This window comes from Devosia sp. 1566, from assembly GCF_004005995.1.
Taxonomy (GTDB): Bacteria; Pseudomonadota; Alphaproteobacteria; order Rhizobiales; family Devosiaceae; genus Devosia.
Genome location: NZ_CP034767.1, coordinates 3274868 through 3293652 on the forward strand (window position 1 = coordinate 3274868; position 18785 = coordinate 3293652).

Sequence of the window (18785 nt, forward strand, 5' to 3'; positions counted from 1 at the left end):
GGGGCACGGAGCACCTAGATAAGCCCATCTTTTCGAAGGCCCCGTAATGACCGACACTCCCTTATCCGAACGCGATCGCAGCCGGTGGATCACCCGGCTTTACCGCCAGGCCGGCGGCGCCGCCGTTCTGGCGCTGGCACTGCCGCTGCTGAGCGGCGCGCTGCTGCTGGCGCAAGCCTGGGTGCTGGCCGATGTGATCCATCGCACGGTGATTGAGGGTGCTGGCCTGACGCAGCTGGTGCCTTCCATCCTCGTTGTCGGCGGGCTGATCGGCGCCCGCGCAGCACTGGCCGTCCTGAGCGAGATCATCTCGGTGCGCGCGAGCGAGGGGCTCAAGGCCAGGCTGCGCCGCGAGCTGTTGCACACCGTGCTGGCGCGGGGACCCGTCTGGACCGCGCGGCAGTCTTCAGGCGCGCTCAGCACCGCCCTGGTCGAGCAGGTCGAGGCGCTGGACGGCTTTTTTGCCCGCTACATGCCGGCCATGGTGCAGGCCGGGGTGCTGCCGCTGGCCTTTGCCATTGTGGCCTTTCCCATCGATTGGGTGGTGGCGTTGCTGTTCCTGTTCACCGCACCGCTCATCCCGGTCTTCATGGCCCTCGCCGGCTGGGGCGCCGAAAGCGCCAGCAAGGCCCAGGCGCAAGCGCTGAGCCGGCTGACCGGCCGCTTCGCCGACCGGCTGCGGGGCATCGTGACCCTCAAATTGTTCGGGCGCGAAGCGGCCGAGACGGACGATATCTTCAACGCCAGCGAGGAATTGCGCCTGCGCAGCATGCGCGTCATGCGCATCGCCTTTTTGTCCTCGGCGGTGCTCGAATTCTTCGCCGCACTCGGAGTTGCCGGTGTCGCCCTTTATGTCGGGCTAACCTTTCTCGACCTCGTTTCCCTGCGCGGCAGCGAGCTGACATTGCAGGCGGGGCTGTTCTGCCTCCTCATGGCGCCCGAAGTTTACCAGCCGCTGCGCCTGATGGCCGCCCATTACCATGACCGGGCATCGGCCAAGGCAGCGGCCGGCGAGATCGCCCGTCAATTGGGCGACCTGCCCGAGCTGACCACGGCGCCGGAAGCCCAGGCCGTACCTGTGAATGCACCAGCGCAACGTCGCAGCATGTCGTTAAGTGCGGAAAGCCTCACCATCGCCTCGCCCGATGAGCAAAGGGTCATCACCGAGGCGGCCCTCAAGGTTCCGGCCGGCGCGCATTACGCGATCCTGGGGATGAGCGGCATAGGCAAGTCGACACTGCTGGAAGCCTTTGCCCGCCTGCGCCCATTTGAGGGCACGGTGCTGCTCGATGGCATCCCGCTCGCTGCGGTGCCGGAGGGTAAACTGCGCCAGCGTGTGGCCATGCTGGGCCAGCGCCCGCGCATCTTTGCCGGCACGGTTGCCGACAATATCCGGCTGGGCTGCGCGGACGCCGACAATGCAGCCGTGCGGCGGGCGGCCGAACGCGCCAAGGTCACCGCCTTTACCGATGCGCTGCCGTTTGGGCTCGACACCCTCGTGGGCGAAAATGGCCTCGGGCTCTCGGGCGGTGAAGTGCAGCGGCTCGCGCTGGCGCGCATCTATCTGCGCGATCCTGCCCTGATCCTGCTTGATGAGCCTACAGCCCATCTCGATGCGCAAACCGAAAGCCAGGTGCTCGACGGACTGCTCGACTTTGCCGCGGGGCGCACGCTCCTTGTCGCCACCCACTCCCATGCGGTCGCCGAGCGGATGGACAAGGTCTTCCGCATTGCCGGCGGCAGCATCCTGGCCGCACCCCACCCTGCCCGCACAGCTCTTGTTTCCCGGAAAGGCGCCGCATGAACGCGCTCCCGCACTTCGCGCCGCTGTTCGCGCGGCAACGCCGGCGCCTCCTTGTCGCCCTGCTCCTCTCGCTCGTGACCCTTGCCGCGGGCATAGCGCTGCTGGGCCTGTCCGGCTGGTTCCTGACCGCCGCCGCCATCAGCACCGCCGGGGCAGCCTTCAACCTCTTTGCGCCTTCAGCCGGGGTCCGAGGGCTGTCCTTTATCCGCATCCTGTCGCGCTATGGGGAAAAGCTTGCGGGGCATGACGCCACGCTGCGCCTCCTCAGCGACATCCGTCACTGGCTCTTTGGCAAACTCTTTCCCATCCTGCCGCTGGGTCGCCGTCATGGCCGGGCTGACCTCGTCAGCCGCCTCACCGCCGATGTGGAAGCACTCGATACTGCCTTCCTCGTGGCCTTGGGACCGATCACCACGGCCGTGCTGACGGGTCTCGCCATGAGCCTGGGCTTGAGCGCCGTGTCGGGTGCCGCTGGGCTAGTTTATGCCGGGGCGTTTTTCACCGCCGCCGTGCTCGTACCAGTGATGCTGATCCTGGCTTCCCGCCGCAGCGGGGAGGAAGCCGTGCGCGCTTCGGCAGCCCTGCGCCAGGCCGTGCTGGACGGTCTCGACTGCCACCAGGACCTGGTCCTCTTCGGGCAAACCGATCGGGCCAGTAAAGCGGCCGCTGCTGCCGGCGAACGGCTGGCGCGGGCGCGCTGGCGCCTGGGGTTTTATGGAGCACTGGCTTCGGCCACGGTGCAGGTGGCAACAGGCGCCGCCATTATCGGCACGCTCCTGGCGGGCGTTCCGGCCATGCAGGCCGGGGTGCTGAAAGGCCCCCTGCTTGCCGGTCTCGTCCTGGCTGTCGTGGCGAGCTTTGAAGCCTGTGCGGTGCTGGTGCGCAGTGCCACTCGGCTGGCCTCGGCTGCCGCCGCGGCCGAACGGCTGCGCGATCTAGCCGACGAAGCGCCCGGCATACGCGAAGCCGCCAAGGCTGTCGCCGTGCCCGCTGGTGGCACGGTGCGCTTCGAGAACGTCACCTTCGGCTATGATGCCGACCGGCCGGTGCTCAAGGATGTCAGCTTCACCATCCCAACCGGCAGTGTGGCAGCGATTGTCGGGCCCAGCGGCGCCGGCAAGTCGACCATCGCCCAGCTGCTGGCGCGTCTTTGCGATCCGCAGGCAGGTGCGGTGCAGCTCAACGGGATCGACCTGCGCGCCATCCGCACTGCTGAGTTGCACCGGCGTCTGGCTCTGATGACCCAGGATGCCCCTGTTTTCCTCGACACCGTGCGCGAGAACCTGTGCATCGGCGCGCCCGAGGCGAGCGACGCGGCTTTGTGGGACGTGCTGCGCGCCGTCAAGCTCAATGGCCTCGTCGCGGGCCTGCCCGAGGGGCTCGACAGCTATCTGGGCGAAGCGGGCCTGAGCCTATCTGCCGGGCAGGCGCGCCGGCTTTGCCTCGCGCGCACGCTCCTTTCGAGCGCCGACGTGATCGTGCTCGACGAACCCACCAGCGGCCTCGATTGCGAAACCGAAGCTGCCTTCCTCGCCGACCTACCCGAGCTTGCCTGCGAACGCACCGTCATCGTCATCACCCATGCGAGCCTGCCACCCAGCGGCTTTGACACAGTGCTCAGCCTCAAGGCCGGCCGCCTCGTGCCGCTGCGCCGTACCCCATCAATCGCGGAGAACGCCCATGCCTGACCATAACCGCGCCGCAGGATTTTCCACCCAGCACCGCCGGCTTCTCGCCATGTGCGACGAACTCGAGACGGTGGCCGACAGCCTGCCAACAATGTCGACCGGCACAAATGCCTCGCCCTCTCCCGCGCGCTCGGACCCCTCCTGGCCGAGGCGCAGGAACTCGAGGAAGGCGAGATCTTTCCCGCTCTTCTTACCCTAAAGCCGCTGCAGGCAGAACTCGGTGGAACGCTCAAGCAGCTGCGCTTTGATCACCAGCTCGATCTGTTCTACGCCGAGGAAGTGCAGGAAATGCTGCATTCCTATGGGGAAGGACGGCGCCGCGTCTCGCCCGAAGCCGCGGGCTTCATGCTGCGCGGGTTCTTCGAGGGCCTGCGCCGTCACATCGCCTTTGAAGAGCATCTGCTAGTGCCCCTGATGCAACTGGTGGAGAAACAGCCGCGGGCGGCGCCCATCTAGACCTTGCCCGCTGCCACCGTTTGGCGCCAGACGGCGCCGCTCAATCCAGCAGCAGGCGGTAGCCGATACCGGGTTCGGTGATCAGATGCGCGGGCTGGCTCGGGTCCCGTTCCAATTTTTGCCTGAGTTGGCCGATCGCCACGCGCAGATATTGCGTGTCCTCGACATGAGCAGCGCCCCAAACTGCACTCAGCAGTTCCTTGTGGGTCAACACCTTGCGCTGCCCCGCGATAAGGCGGGTCAGCAAGGCATATTCCTTGGGTGGCAGACGGATCGGCTCGCCGGCGCGGGTCACATAGCGCAGATCGAGGTCCACCACGATGTCGCCAAAGGACACCTTGGCCTGCGAAGGCTGCACCGCTCCTCGCTGCCGGAGTGCGACGCCAATACGCGCCAGGAGTTCACCAATGCCGAAAGGCTTTTCCACATAGTCATTGGCACCCTTTTCAAGGGCCTCGATCTTTTCGCCTTCCTTGTCGCGCGCGGAAAGGATGATCACCGGGCCATCGTAGAAGGTGCGGGCTTTCACCAGCACATCCTTGCCGTCCATGTCGGGCAGGCCAAGGTCGAGGATCACTACATCGGGGCTGCGCAGCACGATTTCGCGCAAGCCCTGCGCGCCGTTATCTGCCCGCAGATGCGCATAGCCTGCCGCCTCAAGTGCCGGACCCAAAAAACGATGCATCTGCGGCTCGTCATCGATCACGAGGACGCGTTTGCGGATTTCGGTCATGGCTTGATCCAGTGATCCTGCGGCGATTTGTTGAGGCCGATCAGCATGCGGGTGCCCTTATCGCCATGGATGGGGCTGGCGGCCTGAATGGTGCCGCCCATGGCTTCGATAAAGCCCTTGGTGATGGAAAGGCCAAGGCCAACGCCCTTGCCGCGGTCGGTAGGTTCTTCAAGGCGCCGGAACTTGTCGAACACCCGCTCCAGCTCGGCGGTGGGAATGCCGCGGCCCTCATCCTCGATGCTGATCACGATCTTGGAGCGGTCCTCATAGGCGGCGATGCTGATTTCGGTGTTGTCGGGCGAATAGGCAATGGCGTTTTCGAGGATATTGACCACGGCTTGTTCCAGCAAACCGGGATCGACGATGACCATGGGCAGTGCCGTGGGGAAATCATAGGAAATGGAATGCTCGCCCAAGCGCCGGCTGAGGCGGGCGGCGGCGGCCCGCAGAATGGCTTCAACATCGCAGGCTTCGAGGCGGAGCGTCACGCCATTGCCCTCGAGCCGGGTCATGTCGAGGAGGTTGCGGATATAATGGTTGAGGCGCTCGGCTTCCTCCCGGATGGAGTGGAGCAGGTCGAGCTTGACTGGCGCTTCGAGCTTGTCGCCCAGTTCGATCAGGGTCGAAGAAGCGCCCAGGACTGTCGACAGCGGCGTGCGCAAATCGTGGCTGACGGAATTGAGGAGCGCGGTGCGGAAGCGGTCGGAGCGGCGCAGGGTTTCGGCTTCCACCGATTGGAGCACCAGATCGGCGCGTTCCAGCGCCACGCCGCCGCCATCGGCCAGCGCGGTCAGCAGTTTTTCGCGATCCGAGCCCGGCAGCGGCGCCTGGGCCTCGACGCCCAGAACACCGGTGCGGCTGGCGACGCCCTGGAGGGGCCGGAAAGTCCAGCTGGTTTGCGGCAGCGTGCCGGTGCCCTGCCCTGCCAGCTCGCCCCGTTCCCAGGACCAACGGGCGGCGGCCATGGCGCCGGCGCCGAGCTGGGCCAGATCGGGCGCGCCGGCCACCAGTTCCAGATCATCGCCCCGGGGCAAGAGCACCACCGATTTAGCACCGGTGACCGCCGTGGTTTGCTCCACCAGGGCCTTGGCCGCGTCGAGGCGCGTGGGGGCGCGCGAAAAGGCGCGGCTGGCGACAAGGAGCGAGGCGACATCGCCGGCCCGGCGCTGGGCATCCCGGGTGCGGTCGCGCGAGCGGCCGGCGAGAATGCCGGTGGCCAATGCGACGGCCAGGAACACCAGCAGGGTCAGAAGGTCCGTGGGCGAGCCGATGGCAAAGCTGTAGCGGGGGCTGAGGAAAAGGAGGTTATAAAGCAAAAAGGCGAATACCGCGGCTACGAGGCCGGGCCACAAGCCATGGAGGAGCGCGGCGGCGAGAATGGCGGCCAGAAAAATCATCCCCAGATCGGCGCGTTCGAAGCGCTGATCCAGCAGGTGGGCAATGCCGGTAGCCGCGGCCACATAAACCATGCCCACAAGGTGGGAGGGCCAGCTATGGCGCAGGCCGCGCAGCCACCACCAGCGCCGCTGTGCCGGAGCACTTTCCCCCGGCTCGGTGACCACATGGATGGAAACGCCCCGGGCGGCGCGCAGCAATTCGGCGGCCAAGGACAGGCCCAACAGTTCGCGCAGGCGGCTATCGGGGCCCTTGCCGATCACGATTTGGGTGACGTTGTTCTGGCCGGCATATTGCAGGGCTGTAGCAACCAGATTGTCGCCATTGAGCACGACGGTGGTGGCGCCCAGCTGTTCGGCGAGCTTGAGCGCATCGGTCAGGCGCGAGGTGGTGCCGGCATCGCCGTCTTCGTGGCGGCCGCGCGAGATATGGGCGACGATCCAGGGGGCGTCCTTCATGGTGTCCGAGAGGCGCCGGCCCTGCCGGACCAGGCCGCCCGCCATGGCATCATCGGCGACCAGCACCAGAATGCGATCGCCAGCGGCCCAAGGCCCTTCGAGCCCCTTGACGCGCATGGCGGCATTGAGCTGGTCATCCACGGTTTGCGCGGCGCGGCGCAGCGCCAGTTCACGCAAGGCGGTGAGGTTTTCGGGCTTGAAGAAATTGTCGGCGGCGAGGCGCGCGGTTTCGGGCACATAAACCTTGCCGGCGGCCATGCGCTCGCGCAGCTCGGCCGGGGTGATGTCGACCACTTCGATATCGTCGGCGCGCGAGAGGGCACTGTCGGGCACAGTTTCGCGCTGGCGCACGCCCGTGATCTTGAGCACCACATCCACCAGGCTTTCGAGGTGCTGGACATTGAGCGTCGTCCAAACATCGATGCCAGCGCAAAGCAGTTCTTCCACATCCTGCCAGCGCTTGGGATGGCGCGAGCCCGAGGCATTGGTGTGGGCATATTCATCAACGATCAGCAGTTCGGGCCGGCGAGCCAGCGAAGCGTCGATGTCAAATTCGAGGAGCGTGCGGCCGCGATGGTCGATGGGTTGGCGCGGCAGAACTTCGAGCCCGCGCAAGAGGCTCTCGGTTTCTTTGCGGCCATGGGTTTCCACGAGGCCCACCACCACGTCGAGGCCCTCCGCCTTGCGGCGGCGGGCCTGGCGCAGCATTTCATAGGTCTTGCCGACGCCCGGGGCCATGCCCAGGAACACTTTGAGCTTGCCGCGATGCGCGTTTTGCGCGGCGATGAGCAAAGCTTCGGGATCCGGGCGTCGGTAGTCTTGCAAGGCGAGTTTACTCCGTGGGCGCCGGCAGGGGATAGGCGCTGTCGAGGGCCAGATTGGTCAGCAACACATTGACCCTGGGCTGGCCGATAAAGCCAAGCAAGGGGGTTTCGGTGTTCTGGGCAATAACCATGCGCACCGCTTGGGCGTCGATGCCGCGGGCTGCGGCAATGCGGTCGGCCTGCAGGTCGGCAAATTCGGGCGAAATCTCAGGGTCGAGACCCGAGCCCGAAGTGGTGACCGCATCGGGCGGTACGGGGGCACCGGCGGGGGCATAGTCCCGCACCGCCGCCGCATCGCTCGCCACCCGCTCAAGGAGAGCGGGATTGAGCGGCCCCAGATTGGAGCCCGAGGAGCCGGCGGCATTATAGCCGTCGCCAGCCGCCGATGGGCGGGGCCACAGATAATGGGGGGCGGTGGTGACTTGCCCGATCAGGCGCGAGCCGATCACGACGCCCTCATTGTTGCGCAACAGCGAGCCCTCGGCCTGGGCAGGAAACAGCGCGCCCCCGGCGGCGGTCACCACCGCGGGGTAAGCGCCGCCCAGCAGCAGCGAAAACAGCAGCATGGAGACAAGGGCGGGTCTTGCTTGGTTCAGCATTTTCCTGGTTCCTTTCCTAGGCCAGACCGAGAGCGGTGAGCACCAGATCGATCAGCTTGATGCCGATAAATGGCGCCACCAGCCCGCCAAGGCCATAGATCAAGAGATTGCGCGACAAGAGCGCTCCGGCGCCCACGGCACGGTATTTGACGCCGCGCAGGGCCAGCGGGATCAGCGCCACGATCACCAGCGCATTGAAGATCACGGCCGAGAGAATGGCGCTTTCGGGGCTTTGCAGGGCCATGACGTTGAGGGCCTGCAGCTGGGGCAGCACGCCCACAAACAGGGCCGGGATGATGGCGAAATACTTGGCCACGTCATTGGCGATAGAGAAGGTGGTCAGCGCACCGCGGGTGATCAGCATCTGCTTGCCCACTTCCACGATCTCGATGACCTTGGTGGGATCGCTGTCGAGATCCACCATATTGCCCGCTTCACGGGCCGCCTGGGCGCCGGTCTGCATGGCAACGCCCACATCGGCCTGCGCGAGGGCTGGAGCGTCATTGGCGCCGTCGCCGCACATGGCAACGAGCCGGCCCTTGCCCTGTTCTTCGCGGATCAAGCGCAGCTTGTCCTCAGGGGTGGCTTCGGCCAAAAAGTCGTCAACGCCCGCTTCGGCGGCAATGGCGGCAGCGGTGACCGGGTTGTCGCCGGTGATCATCACCGTGCGCAGGCCCATTTTGCGCAAATCGGCGAAGCGGGCGGCGACGCCGGGTTTGACCACGTCCTTGAGGTGGATGACGCCCAGGAGGTTGCTGCCTTCGGCGACCCCGAGCGGGGTGCCGCCGGAGCGGGCAATGCGTTCCACCGCCTGGCGGAAGGCGGCCGGGGTGTCGGCCTCGCTTTTGCCGGTGAAGCGCAAAATGGCGTCCACCGAGCCCTTGCGCCAGCTTTTGCCGCCGGCATCGAGGCCGGAGAGGCGGGTGGTGGCCGAGAAGGGGATCACATGGGCGCCAGCCGGCACTTGCGTGGTGACGCCCTTGTTGCGGCCGAGTTCCACAATGGAGCGGCCCTCGGGGGTTTCATCGCCCAACGAGGCCATCACGGCCGCCTCAAAGGCGAGATCGTCGCGAATGCCGGGGGAGGCAATCACTTCGGTGGCCATGCGGTTGCCGAAGGTGATGGTGCCGGTTTTGTCGAGCAGGAGCGTGTCGACGTCGCCCGCCGCTTCCACCGCGCGGCCGGAGGTGGCCAGCACATTGACCTTGAGCAGCCGGTCCATGCCGGCGATGCCCACGGCCGACAGGAGCCCGCCAATGGTGGTGGGGATCAGGCAGACAAAAAGGGCGCCCAGCACCACGGGATCAAGCGCGAGGCCGGAATAGGCGGCAAAGCCCAGGAGGGTCACGACCGCGATCAGGAAGATCAGGGTGAGGCCGGCGAGAAGCACGGCCAGCGCGATCTCGTTGGGGGTCTTGCGGCGATCAGCGCCTTCCACCATGGCGATCATGCGATCAAGGAAAGTGGAGCCGGGCTGGGCGGTGACGCGCACCTTGATCCAATCGGACACAACCGTGGTGCCGCCGGTCACGGCCGAACGGTCGCCGCCCGATTCACGGATCACGGGGGCCGATTCACCGGTGATAGCCGCTTCATTGACCGAAGCGATGCCCTCGATGATTTCGCCGTCCACGGGGATAACGTCACCGGCCTCAACGAGGATGATCTGCCCCAGGCCCAGTTCATGGGCCGGCGTGGGGACGATCAGGCCCTGCTTTTCGTCAACGATCAGCTTGGCCTTGGTGGTGGTGCGGGTGGCGCGCAGGCTATCGGCCGCCGCCTTGCCGCGCCCTTCGGCGACGCTTTCGGCGAAGTTGGCAAACAGCACCGTGGCCCAGAGCCAAAGCGCGATGGCGGTGGCAAAGCCGCCATTGCCGCCCGAGGTAAAGGCCACCACCGCCGAAATGCTGGCCAGCACCGCCACCAGTTCGGTGGCGAGAATAACCGGGTTGCCGAAGAGCTTGCGGGGGTCGAGCTTGCTGAAACTCTCACCCACCGCCCGGGCGAGCATGGCCGGCGAAAAGCTGCTGGCCAGGCGCCTCGGTGTCGACGACCCGGCGTTGAAATCCACTGATGTCATGATGGGAAACCTTAATTGGCCCCAATCGTCTCAAGCACCTGGAGGTGCTCGACGATCGGGCCGAGGGCGAGTGCAGGGAAATACTGCAGGGCACCCAGGATGATGATGATGCCGATCAGAAGGCCGATAAACAGCGTGCCGCTGGTGGGCAGCGTGCCAGCGCTGGGGGCCAGCTTGGGCTTGGCCGCAATGCTGCCGGCAATGGCAAGCACCGCCACGATGGGAATAAAGCGCCCCATCAGCATGGCCAGGCCCAGCGTGGTGTTCCACCAGGGCACATTGGCCGAGATGCCGCCAAAGGCCGAGCCGTTATTGGCCGTGGCCGAGGTATAGGCATAAAGCAGCTCGCTCAGGCCATGCGCACCGGGGTTGAAGAGGCTCGACAAGCTGCCGGGCCACACCACGGTGAGCGCCGCCCAACCCAGGGTCGAAAGCGGTACGATCAGGAGCGCCACCATGGCGAACTGGATTTCGCGCGCCTCGATCTTCTTGCCCAGATATTCGGGCGTGCGCCCGACCATGAGGCCAGCCACGAACACCGAGAGCACGGCCATGACGACCATGATGGCAATGCCCGAGCCGATGCCGCCGGGCAGGATTTCACCCAGCATCATCAAGAGCATGGCCATGCCACCGCCCAGGGGCGAGAAGCTGTCATGCATCCCGTTGACCGAGCCGTTGGAGGCGCCGGTGGTTTGGGCCGCCCAGGCGGCCGTGCTGGCGATGCCGAAGCGGGTTTCCTTGCCCTCCAGGTTGAGGGGGTTCTCGATCCCGGCGGCAACAAGGGCGGGAGCGGGTTGGGCTTCGCTGTGGTAGATCACTGCGGCGCCGGCCGCCAGGATGATGATGGCGGCCGTGGCGAGGGCGCGAATATCCTTGCGGGCAATGGCCGTGCGGCCAAAGGCAAAGAATGCGGCCCAGCCCAGTACGTTGATGGCTACAGCGGTCAGGAGATTGGTGAGCGGGCTGGGGTTCTCGAAGGGATGGGCTGAGTTGGCGTTGAAGATGCCGCCGCCATTGATGCCCAATTGCTTAATGGCGAGCTGGCTGGCGGTGGGCGCCACCGAAATGGTTTGGCTGGCGCCTTCCAGCGTGGTCGCCGAAACGGTTGCGGCCAAGTTTTGCACCACGCCGATGCCAACGAGGCCCACGGCAAAGACCAGCGACAGGGGCAGCAGCACGTAAAGCGTGGTGCGCACCAGATCGGCCCAGAAATTGCCGATGCCCGCTTCCTTGTTGCCCGCGAAAGCGCGGGCCAGCGCGGCAGCGATGGCGGCACCGGTGCCGGCAGAAACGAAGTTCTGCGTGGTCAGGCCCACCATCTGGGTGAAGTGGCTCATCGTGGTTTCGCCGGCATAGCTTTGCCAATTGGTGTTGGACACAAAGCTGACCGCCGTGTTGAAGGCGAGATCCGGAGTCACCCCGGCAAAGCCCTGCGGATTGAACGGCAGCACGCCCTGCAGGCGCAGCATCGTATAAAGCAGCAGAAAGCCGACGAGGTTGAAAGCGAGCAGCGAAGCGCCATAGCCCAGCCAGCCCTGCGAGCGGTTGGGGTCGATGCCGCAAGCGGCGTAAAAGCCGCGCTCGATGGGCTTGAGCACGGGGTCGAGCCAGGTGCTTTCCCGGTTCCAGACGCGCGACATGAAAATACCCAATGGCCAGCCCAATGCGAGGGCGAGACCAAGGGTCAGGGCGATTTCCGCCCATCCTTGCCAGTTCATTTTGGTGAGTTTCCGCTAAAGTTTGTCAGGCCGGAACAGGGCGATAACCATGTAAACGGCAATGGCGAGGGCGCCGGCGCCCCAGAGCAAGAACAGCATGGCGCTACACGCGAGCCAACAGCCGGGCCAGGGCATAAGTCAGGGCAAAAAACCCCAGGCCAAGGGCAAGAAAGAAGATGTCGAACATATCGAGCCTCCGGAAAGAGAGGCCCGGACATTCCTCCCGCGGAGCGTAAAGTTTCCATACGAAAAGCAGTCATGCCGCATAAGGCCGCCATAAAGAAAAGAGGCGCCGGGAGGCGCCTCAAAACAATAGGGTGGCAAGGACCACAAGGCCGCTGCAGAACGGCAGTCCCACCGCGCTTACCAGCAGCAGCACGTCCCGTTCGGCCTCCCGGTCGCGCTCTCGCCGCGACCCTCGCACCGGGGCGGCGCCATGAACCACCCGCGCCCGCGCCTGGCAAAACAGCATCCAGGCCATCACGCCACCCTGGAAAGGATCAGGGCGTCATCGGGTTCGCAATCCTGCAGCGCCAGGCGCATTTCAGCGGCCGTGACCACATTGCGCCGATTGGCGAGGCTGTCCCCGGTCACGTCATGGAGGCGGAACAGAAAGCCGTCGAAACCGGTCACCAGATACCAGCGCGGCTCGGTTTCCGCCGCCAGGCGCGGCAGATGAAGGCGCATGATGCAGATCTGGCGGCGTGCGAGATAGCCCAGGATCATTTCGGGCGTGCCGGGCATGGGCTCCTCGATGAGCCGATCGGCGAGATCGGGCGCCAGCAAGGCGCCCGTGGCTTGAAACCCAATGCGGACCACATAACGGCGCCGCGCCGCGGCAAGCGCCATGGCATGCGCCACGGGCAAGTCAGCGCCTTCCGAGTTCAGTTCATGGGCCACGACCTGGCGGGCGCGCGGCGTCAGCAGCATGGCAGGCTCCAATGCGCCCATGGCCACCAGCAGGCACTGGGCGGCCGACTCTTCGGGGGCAACCGGATCGTGCCAGGGCACGGCAATGTCACTATAAGAGCGGGACTGATGACCGTTCCAGAGCCCGAAGGCCCATTCGCCCGAGCCCAGATCGAAAAAGCAGTGCTCGGCATAAAGGCGCGCCAAGCCATCGGCGCGCTCGGGCACAGCGGCATAAAGCACGGCGCCGCCTTCGGAGCGGGCACGGCCCACGAGGGTTTCGAGCAGGAGGTGCCCAATGCCACGGCAGCGTACATCGGGGCTCACCAGCAGGAATGGGAGGGAGGCCTCTGCAGCGCTATAGCCGTGCGCCAAGATGCCAACGCCAACCACGAGGTGGCATTCGGTGGCCACCAGCACATAGGCACCCTCCCCTTGCAGCAGTTCGGGCCAATCGAGGGCGGTGTGCTTGCCTTCGCCACAGGCTCGCTCGCTCAGGGCCCGCAATTGCGGCAGGTCCGCTTCCCCCGCTCGGCGCAAGCGGGCAAAGGTGGAAAAATGAGCGAAAGACGCATGAGCCGACATGGTGTCGTTCTCCTTGAAACAAAATGGGGGCTGGTGGTGGGGTGCGCGGCCGATCAGGTCAGCAGGACGAGGGCCCCGACCACTGCAATCGCGTAAAGCAGGGCCACCACGACCAGGGTGATCCGCGTGCGCCGCCCAAGCGCCGCACCCTCGCATTGCGCGGCACCGCCGAAATGGCGATGCAGATACCAGTTGTACCGGTACATCTCGAAACTCCACGAACGAACCGGCGCGAAGATGCTCCCGGGGCGCGTAAAGTTTCGATGTGAATTGGGGGTTAGGTACGTAAAGCCGAGCTAAAGATGCGGTGCCCACACGGTCCACAGCACAGCGCCACGGTCTGCTGAAGGTGCACTCTCTGCCTTTAGGGGGCGGACCGTGCTTGTGCCCGGCCCCGCGCGTCATCGCAGATTCTGCAGCAAGTTTCCCTGTTTGCTTGATGCCACTATCTCGATCAAGCGATCGCCGGGGATGGGCCGAGACAGCAAATAGCCCTGGAAGCTGGCGCAGCCCAAGTTCCTCAGCCGTTGCAGCTGCAGATCGTCTTCCACGCCTTCCGCAGTCACGCTCACGCCCAAGGCATGCGCCATTTCTATGATGGAACGGACAATCGTGCTCGTGGCCGTATCCCGCAGGAGGTCACGGGTAATCGATTGATCGATCTTGAGCTTGTCGACGCTGTGGTGCCGCAAATGGCTGATGGAGGAATATCCGGTGCCGAAATCATCGAGTGCAATTCTGATCCCGGCCGTTCTCAGCTTTGCCAGCGTATCGCGCACCATTGGGGAATTTTTCAGCAGGATACCTTCGGTAATCTCCAGTTCAAGCCTGTCAGGCTGCAGATGCTGGTTGGAAAGAACGTCGAGGATGCGATCGGCGAGGTTGGGATCATCGAACTGGAGGGGGGACACGTTAACCGCGATCCAGGGCAGCTCGGCAATGGCTGCAAAGCCGCAGGCTTGTGCCAAAACCCACAGACCAAGCTCGTGAATGACACCCCGCTCTTCGGCATCGCCTATGAAGCTGTCGGGCGAGAGCGGGCCGCGCACCGGATGGTTCCAGCGCACCAAGGCCTCGGCCCCGACGATCTCCCCGCCCAGTGCGCCGTAAATGGGCTGATAAAGCAAATGGAGCTCGGTTCCTCCAAGGATGGCATTGCGTAAGTCGACTTCCAAGATTCGCTTCTCCCGCCGCAACTGGTCCATCGAGAGATCGTAAATCCTGAAGCAGTTCCGGCCGGCAGCCTTGGCGGCATAAAGCGCCACATCGGCACACCGCATCATTTCAGCGGTGGATACCGCGTCCCCAGCTTCAAGGGCGACACCGAGGCTTGCCGTGACATTGACCGCCTCGCCGCCAAGCACAAAGGGATCGTGGAAGCTGTCCAGCATCGATTGACACAAGAAACGCGCATGTCCGTCGCTGACAACGCCAGGCTGCACGAGCGCGAACTCGTCGCCCCCCAGACGGGTCAGCGTCGCTCCTTCAGGGAGGGTGGCAGACAAGCGGCGCGCAACCTGCTTGATAAGCTGGTCGCCGGCTGCATGGCCGAGCGTGTCGTTGATCTCCTTGAATTTGTCGAGGTCAATGCAAACCAGCGCGACTTTGGCCTTGGCCAGATACTCATACTGCAGTGCCTCCTGCAGCCGAACTTCAAAGAGGGCCCGGTTGGCAATGCCGGTCAAAGGATCATGGAAGGCCAGGAACTCGATCTGGGCTTGGCTTTGCTCCAGTTGTAGCGTGGTTCGCCGGAGCCACACCAGCAAGCCGCCCATCCCGGCGGAGCCCAACAGCAACAAGCCCAGCGCGGCAGGGGCGCTATCCTTCAACAATGCCAGTGCCGGTTTTATTGGTGTCCAAACAACAAAGCCAACTATGCGGCCAGCATTGCTGAGCAGCGGTAGTGTACCGCTACCCTTCCCGGGTCCCCCGATCCGAAGGTCAGTCAAGCCCGCTTGCCGGCCGAGCTGGTCGAGAAATCCCGAGCCTAGCAAGACAACTGAAACATGCAGGAACTCACTGCCTGGAGTCTGGGTTACGGCGCGGCTTGTTGGAACAACGGGCCTGATGCTCACAAACGCCAGTTGCCCGTCGGTTAGGCGGGCGGTTTCAGACAGTCCCAAGCCAGTAATGGCGGCAGTTGAGTCGCTCATGGCTGCTGAAACGGCGGCCATCTCCTGACGAAGCAACTGCGTTAGTGCTTCGACGGTGGGCAAGTCACGGGGGTCGACCTCGGGTTCCGCCGTCACGCCCTCGTTGGCGGCCCGCACCACGCGGTTATCCGGCGCAATGACGTAGACGCGATCGTGCTTGAAGAAGGTCCCCATCCACTCGACCAGATTCTGGGCGATCCAGGTCTGGTTCGCCGCCCGTAGGTTGACGACGGCATCGTCTCCGGCAGCGGAGCTGTCCTGCTCCATAGCGATGCGCTCTTTGCGAGCAGCAATTCCCGCGGCAATATAATGCTGTTCTTCCACCAGTTCCCTGGTGTCTATTCTATGAACTGCCCACCACGCGGCCACGGCAAAGGCAAGCACAAGGGCCAAAGCTAAACAGAGCGAAACCGTCGCCACTGGCCTTATGCTGTGCTCTTTGCCGTGTTGAAGTCTATTCATGACGCGGATGCCGATTTACGCACACGTTAGTCGGCCAACCTGGCAGCCGCTTTCGTAAGGATCTCTGCCGCACATCAAACTATCAAAGTAGTTACGGTCACATTACTTTCGCCCTCTTAAACGCTCTGCTGGAGAAATCTGAATTCTCCATGGATCATTTCAGGTCTCCAAGCGCTCAGTAGCGAGCCCCAATTCCCCACCGCAGACTTATAAGGTTAGTTGACTGGCAGAAGTATCAAGAAGAGCCAGCCCTGAAACAGGGCTACTTACCTTCTAGTACTTGGGGCCGGACCATCGAAGAATCGTGAACTGCTCGGCCGCAGGAGCAAGACCATGCTTGCCAACTGCCATCGATGAGAACAAGCTGCCTCGGCCGGACCGGTGGATGCAGTTGGACAGACCCCCGCGACCGGCATGGGGAGGTTGGAACATCATGGACGATGGATTTGCCGGTGCCGGTGAAATGACCACCGCAGCGGGGGTATGTTCGCTCAACCGCCGCCGGTTCCTGGTGGGCGCTGCGGCCGGTCTTGGCGCCGTGGGGCTTGCCGGCTGCGCCAGCTCGGGCACCGATATGAGCCTGGCTGAAGCCAAGCTCGCCTATGGCCCCCTTCCCCAGGAACGCTTCCCCGTTCCGGCGGTCAATGTCAGCAAGATCAACCCGAAATATCTGCGCCGCATCGTGCGCTACGACACGGCGGAAGCCCCTGGCACGATCATCATCGATCCGCGCAATTACTACGTCTACCGCATCGAGGGCGAGGGCAATGCCACGCGTTATGGCGCCAATGTCGGCCGCCAAGGCTTTTTGTGGAGCGGGGACGCCTATATCGGGCGCAAAGCCGAATGGCCGGTCTGGACGCCGCCCCGGGAAATGATCGCGCGCCAGCCCGAGGTCGCCAAATATGCCGGCGGCATGCCCCCGGGCCTCGGCAATCCTCTAGGCGCGCGCACGCTTTATCTTTATCAGAACGGCACCTACACGCTTTACACCATCTACAGCACGATCATGCCTGAAACCATCGGCAAGGGCATTTCCAGCGGCTGTATCGGCCTGCTGACGCAGGACATGGTCCATCTTTATGAGCGGACCCCGGTCAAGACCAAGGTCGTGGTCCTCAAGGCCTGAAGCTGACGCGGCAGGCGGCTGGAGCGATCAGCGCCGCCTTTGCGTCAGCGCCATGCCCGCCAGGATCATCACCACGCCAAGGCTTGCCGCCCACAGCGTCACCGGTGCGCCGCGCAGCATGTCGAAAATGACGCCGCATACCATCTGCCCGGCGATCACGAGGAGCGTCGAATTAACGGCACCGATACGTGGCAAGAGCCAGGAGCCGGAGGCGACAAACACCACCCCGAGCGCCCCACCCGTGAAAACCCACCACGGAATAGCGGCAAGGTTGCTGGGAATGAGCCCGCCGATCACTAGGGCAATGGCACTGAGGAAAACAAAGCCGACGCCGTGATTCCAGAAGGAGGATATCAGCGGCGTGCTGGACAGGGACAACCGTCCATTGACCTGGCGGCTTAGGATCACGAGCAGACCCGCGACGAAAGCGAAGACGCTGGACGTAATCATGCGCCACCCAGTCCGAACAGGATGATGACCATGCTGCCGCCCCCGATCAGGAGCACGGCAGCGGCATCGCGCCACTCAAGGCGTCGCCGCGGCAGGCCGAGCAAGCCCCAGAAGTCGGCGGCTAGGCTAAGCACCACCTGACCGACCAGGCCCAGCGCCAGCGTGCCCGCCAGGGCGAGCGGCGAATTGACGGCGGTGGAGGTCAGCATCACGGTCGCTGCGCCCAAGATGCCCCCGAGATAAGCCCAAAGGGGTGCCTTGCCCGCTTTTTCCTGCGCAGCTTGGCTTGAAGCGCGTTGTTGGCGCCAAACGATCGCCAACACCGCTACGGAAACAACCATGCCGACGCCATGGGCAAGCCAGGACGAAAACATGGGCCCGCCATAACGCCCCGCTTCGCCATTGATGAACACGGCGAGCGACAGCAAACCCCCGGTTGCAAAGGCTGCGATCAGGTGCAGCGGGTTGAGGCGCTGCGCACCAGATGACGACATGACAAGGAACCGACTCGGGTTGGGATCAAACAGCTCTAATGGTTGTGAGGCGCCGGTAGAAGTGCAATCCACCGGGCGCCCTATCCGTGCGGACAAGAAGCAATAGAACGCCCACGTCATGATGTTGCGTTGCGTCGCAGAGCACAAGATCTGCGGCAAGACCGAAGCATTCAGGTTGGGCGCGCAGCAAGGCAAGCTGCGCGCTCAAAACTATTGCGCCGGGCACATATTGGTGGGCTCGACCTTGAGGACGGGGAAGCAATCCTTCCACTGCTCGGTGCGAGTCGGCCACGGGGTGAGGAACTCCGGCGATTCTTCGTATTCAAGCACGCCCTGCGCCTGCAGGTTTTTGACCCGCCCATCGAGATATTCCTTGAGCACGGCGACCTTACCGTCGACAACCGTGGCGATCCAGACATCGTTGACCACCTGGCGGCTACCGCGCTGGATGGTGCGGAACTGAATTTCCATGGCGACCCGATTGGCTTCGGCATCAATGTAGAAAGCGTCGGCCGGCAGGAAGAAGCTCGTATCCTCGGCCTGGCCGCAAAACAGTTCGAGATCGGCGACCGCCGCATCAATGCCAAGCACGCGGCTTGTAGGATAGGAAAAGTCCACGTCCTCCGCCAAGGTGGCCCGCATCAGATCTGTATCGCAGGTGGCCCACGAACTGGCGAGGTCAAGCATCAGCGCTTGCATCTGAGCGCGGGCCGATCCTTCGGACTCGATCGTACCGGCAAACTCCACGCCCGGACGAACTTCGGCGGCCACAAGACTGGCAGCAGGCAAGCTTGCGAGAAGGGCAAGACAAGAAACGGCGAGGCACTTCAAATTACGCATTATAG

Annotated in this window: 16 protein-coding genes; 4 read left to right on the top strand and 12 right to left on the bottom strand. The window is 64.2% G+C overall.

Going from position 1 to position 18785, the window contains the following annotated elements; genetic code table 11:
* Positions 1-46 precede the first annotated feature (46 nt).
* From cydD to ELX51_RS15710, 3 genes are read left to right on the top strand one after another with little or no spacing between them, the layout of a single operon-like run.
* Complete coding sequence (gene cydD, locus ELX51_RS15700) at positions 47-1804, top strand: thiol reductant ABC exporter subunit CydD (protein WP_127754401.1); 1758 nt, start codon at positions 47-49, stop codon at positions 1802-1804.
* Positions 1801-3492: a thiol reductant ABC exporter subunit CydC gene (gene cydC, locus ELX51_RS15705; RefSeq protein WP_127754402.1), complete on the top strand. Its 1692-nt coding sequence runs from the start codon at positions 1801-1803 to the stop codon at positions 3490-3492. Before cydD ends, cydC begins: the two co-directional genes overlap by 4 nt.
* Positions 3493-3543: 51 nt before the next feature.
* Complete coding sequence (locus ELX51_RS15710; RefSeq protein ID WP_164854891.1) at positions 3544-3948, top strand: hemerythrin domain-containing protein; 405 nt, start codon at positions 3544-3546, stop codon at positions 3946-3948.
* Between the two features lie 40 nt (positions 3949-3988).
* Here ELX51_RS15710 and ELX51_RS15715 read toward each other — a convergent pair whose 3' ends face one another.
* From ELX51_RS15715 to ELX51_RS15745, 9 genes are all read right to left on the bottom strand, one after another.
* Entirely contained in the window at positions 3989-4681 is a 693-nt protein-coding gene (locus ELX51_RS15715; protein WP_127754404.1) for a response regulator, read from the bottom strand.
* Positions 4678-7359, bottom strand: a complete 2682-nt coding sequence (locus ELX51_RS15720; protein ID WP_248305146.1) for a sensor histidine kinase KdpD — start codon at positions 7357-7359, stop codon at positions 4678-4680. The genes ELX51_RS15715 and ELX51_RS15720 overlap by 4 nt, the downstream gene beginning before the upstream one ends.
* A 7-nt stretch (positions 7360-7366) precedes the next feature.
* A complete protein-coding gene (kdpC, locus tag ELX51_RS15725) occupies positions 7367-7957 on the bottom strand; it encodes a potassium-transporting ATPase subunit KdpC (RefSeq protein ID WP_127754406.1) in 591 nt (196 codons plus the stop codon).
* Positions 7958-7973: 16 nt separating this feature from the next.
* Entirely contained in the window at positions 7974-9968 is a 1995-nt protein-coding gene (gene kdpB / locus ELX51_RS15730; protein ID WP_248305360.1) for a potassium-transporting ATPase subunit KdpB, read from the bottom strand.
* An 80-nt stretch (positions 9969-10048) separates the two neighbouring features.
* Positions 10049-11758 (bottom strand): potassium-transporting ATPase subunit KdpA, encoded by a 1710-nt coding sequence (gene kdpA / locus ELX51_RS15735; RefSeq protein ID WP_127754408.1) that lies wholly within the window; start codon positions 11756-11758, stop codon positions 10049-10051.
* A 304-nt stretch (positions 11759-12062) separates the two neighbouring features.
* The gene (locus ELX51_RS20085) at positions 12063-12239 is read right to left on the bottom strand and encodes a hypothetical protein (protein WP_164854892.1); all 177 of its coding nucleotides are present in this window, start codon (positions 12237-12239) and stop codon (positions 12063-12065) included.
* On the bottom strand, positions 12239-13252 hold the full coding sequence (locus tag ELX51_RS15740; protein ID WP_164854893.1) for a GNAT family N-acetyltransferase: 1014 nt from the start codon (positions 13250-13252) through the stop codon (positions 12239-12241). The genes ELX51_RS20085 and ELX51_RS15740 overlap by 1 nt, the downstream gene beginning before the upstream one ends.
* A 53-nt stretch (positions 13253-13305) precedes the next feature.
* A complete protein-coding gene (locus tag ELX51_RS20090) occupies positions 13306-13458 on the bottom strand; it encodes a hypothetical protein (RefSeq protein WP_164854894.1) in 153 nt (50 codons plus the stop codon).
* A gap of 195 nt (positions 13459-13653) precedes the next feature.
* On the bottom strand, positions 13654-15825 hold the full coding sequence (locus ELX51_RS15745; RefSeq protein ID WP_206524647.1) for an EAL domain-containing protein: 2172 nt from the start codon (positions 15823-15825) through the stop codon (positions 13654-13656).
* Positions 15826-16300: 475 nt separating this feature from the next.
* Here ELX51_RS15745 and ELX51_RS15750 point away from each other — a divergent pair, with 475 nt between their 5' ends.
* Positions 16301-16996 (top strand): L,D-transpeptidase, encoded by a 696-nt coding sequence (locus ELX51_RS15750; RefSeq protein ID WP_127754411.1) that lies wholly within the window; start codon positions 16301-16303, stop codon positions 16994-16996.
* 27 nt (positions 16997-17023) lie between these two features.
* Here the strand turns inward: ELX51_RS15750 and ELX51_RS15755 are convergent, their stop codons facing one another.
* The 3 genes from ELX51_RS15755 to ELX51_RS15765 all read right to left on the bottom strand — a co-directional run bounded on the left by ELX51_RS15755 (position 17024) and on the right by ELX51_RS15765 (position 18780).
* Entirely contained in the window at positions 17024-17446 is a 423-nt protein-coding gene (locus ELX51_RS15755) for a DMT family transporter (protein WP_127754412.1), read from the bottom strand.
* Positions 17443-17940: a DMT family transporter gene (locus ELX51_RS15760; protein WP_127754413.1), complete on the bottom strand. Its 498-nt coding sequence runs from the start codon at positions 17938-17940 to the stop codon at positions 17443-17445. Before ELX51_RS15760 ends, ELX51_RS15755 begins: the two co-directional genes overlap by 4 nt.
* A 210-nt stretch (positions 17941-18150) precedes the next feature.
* A complete protein-coding gene (locus ELX51_RS15765; RefSeq protein ID WP_206524648.1) occupies positions 18151-18780 on the bottom strand; it encodes a nuclear transport factor 2 family protein in 630 nt (209 codons plus the stop codon).
* Between the last annotated feature and the right edge of the window lie 5 nt (positions 18781-18785).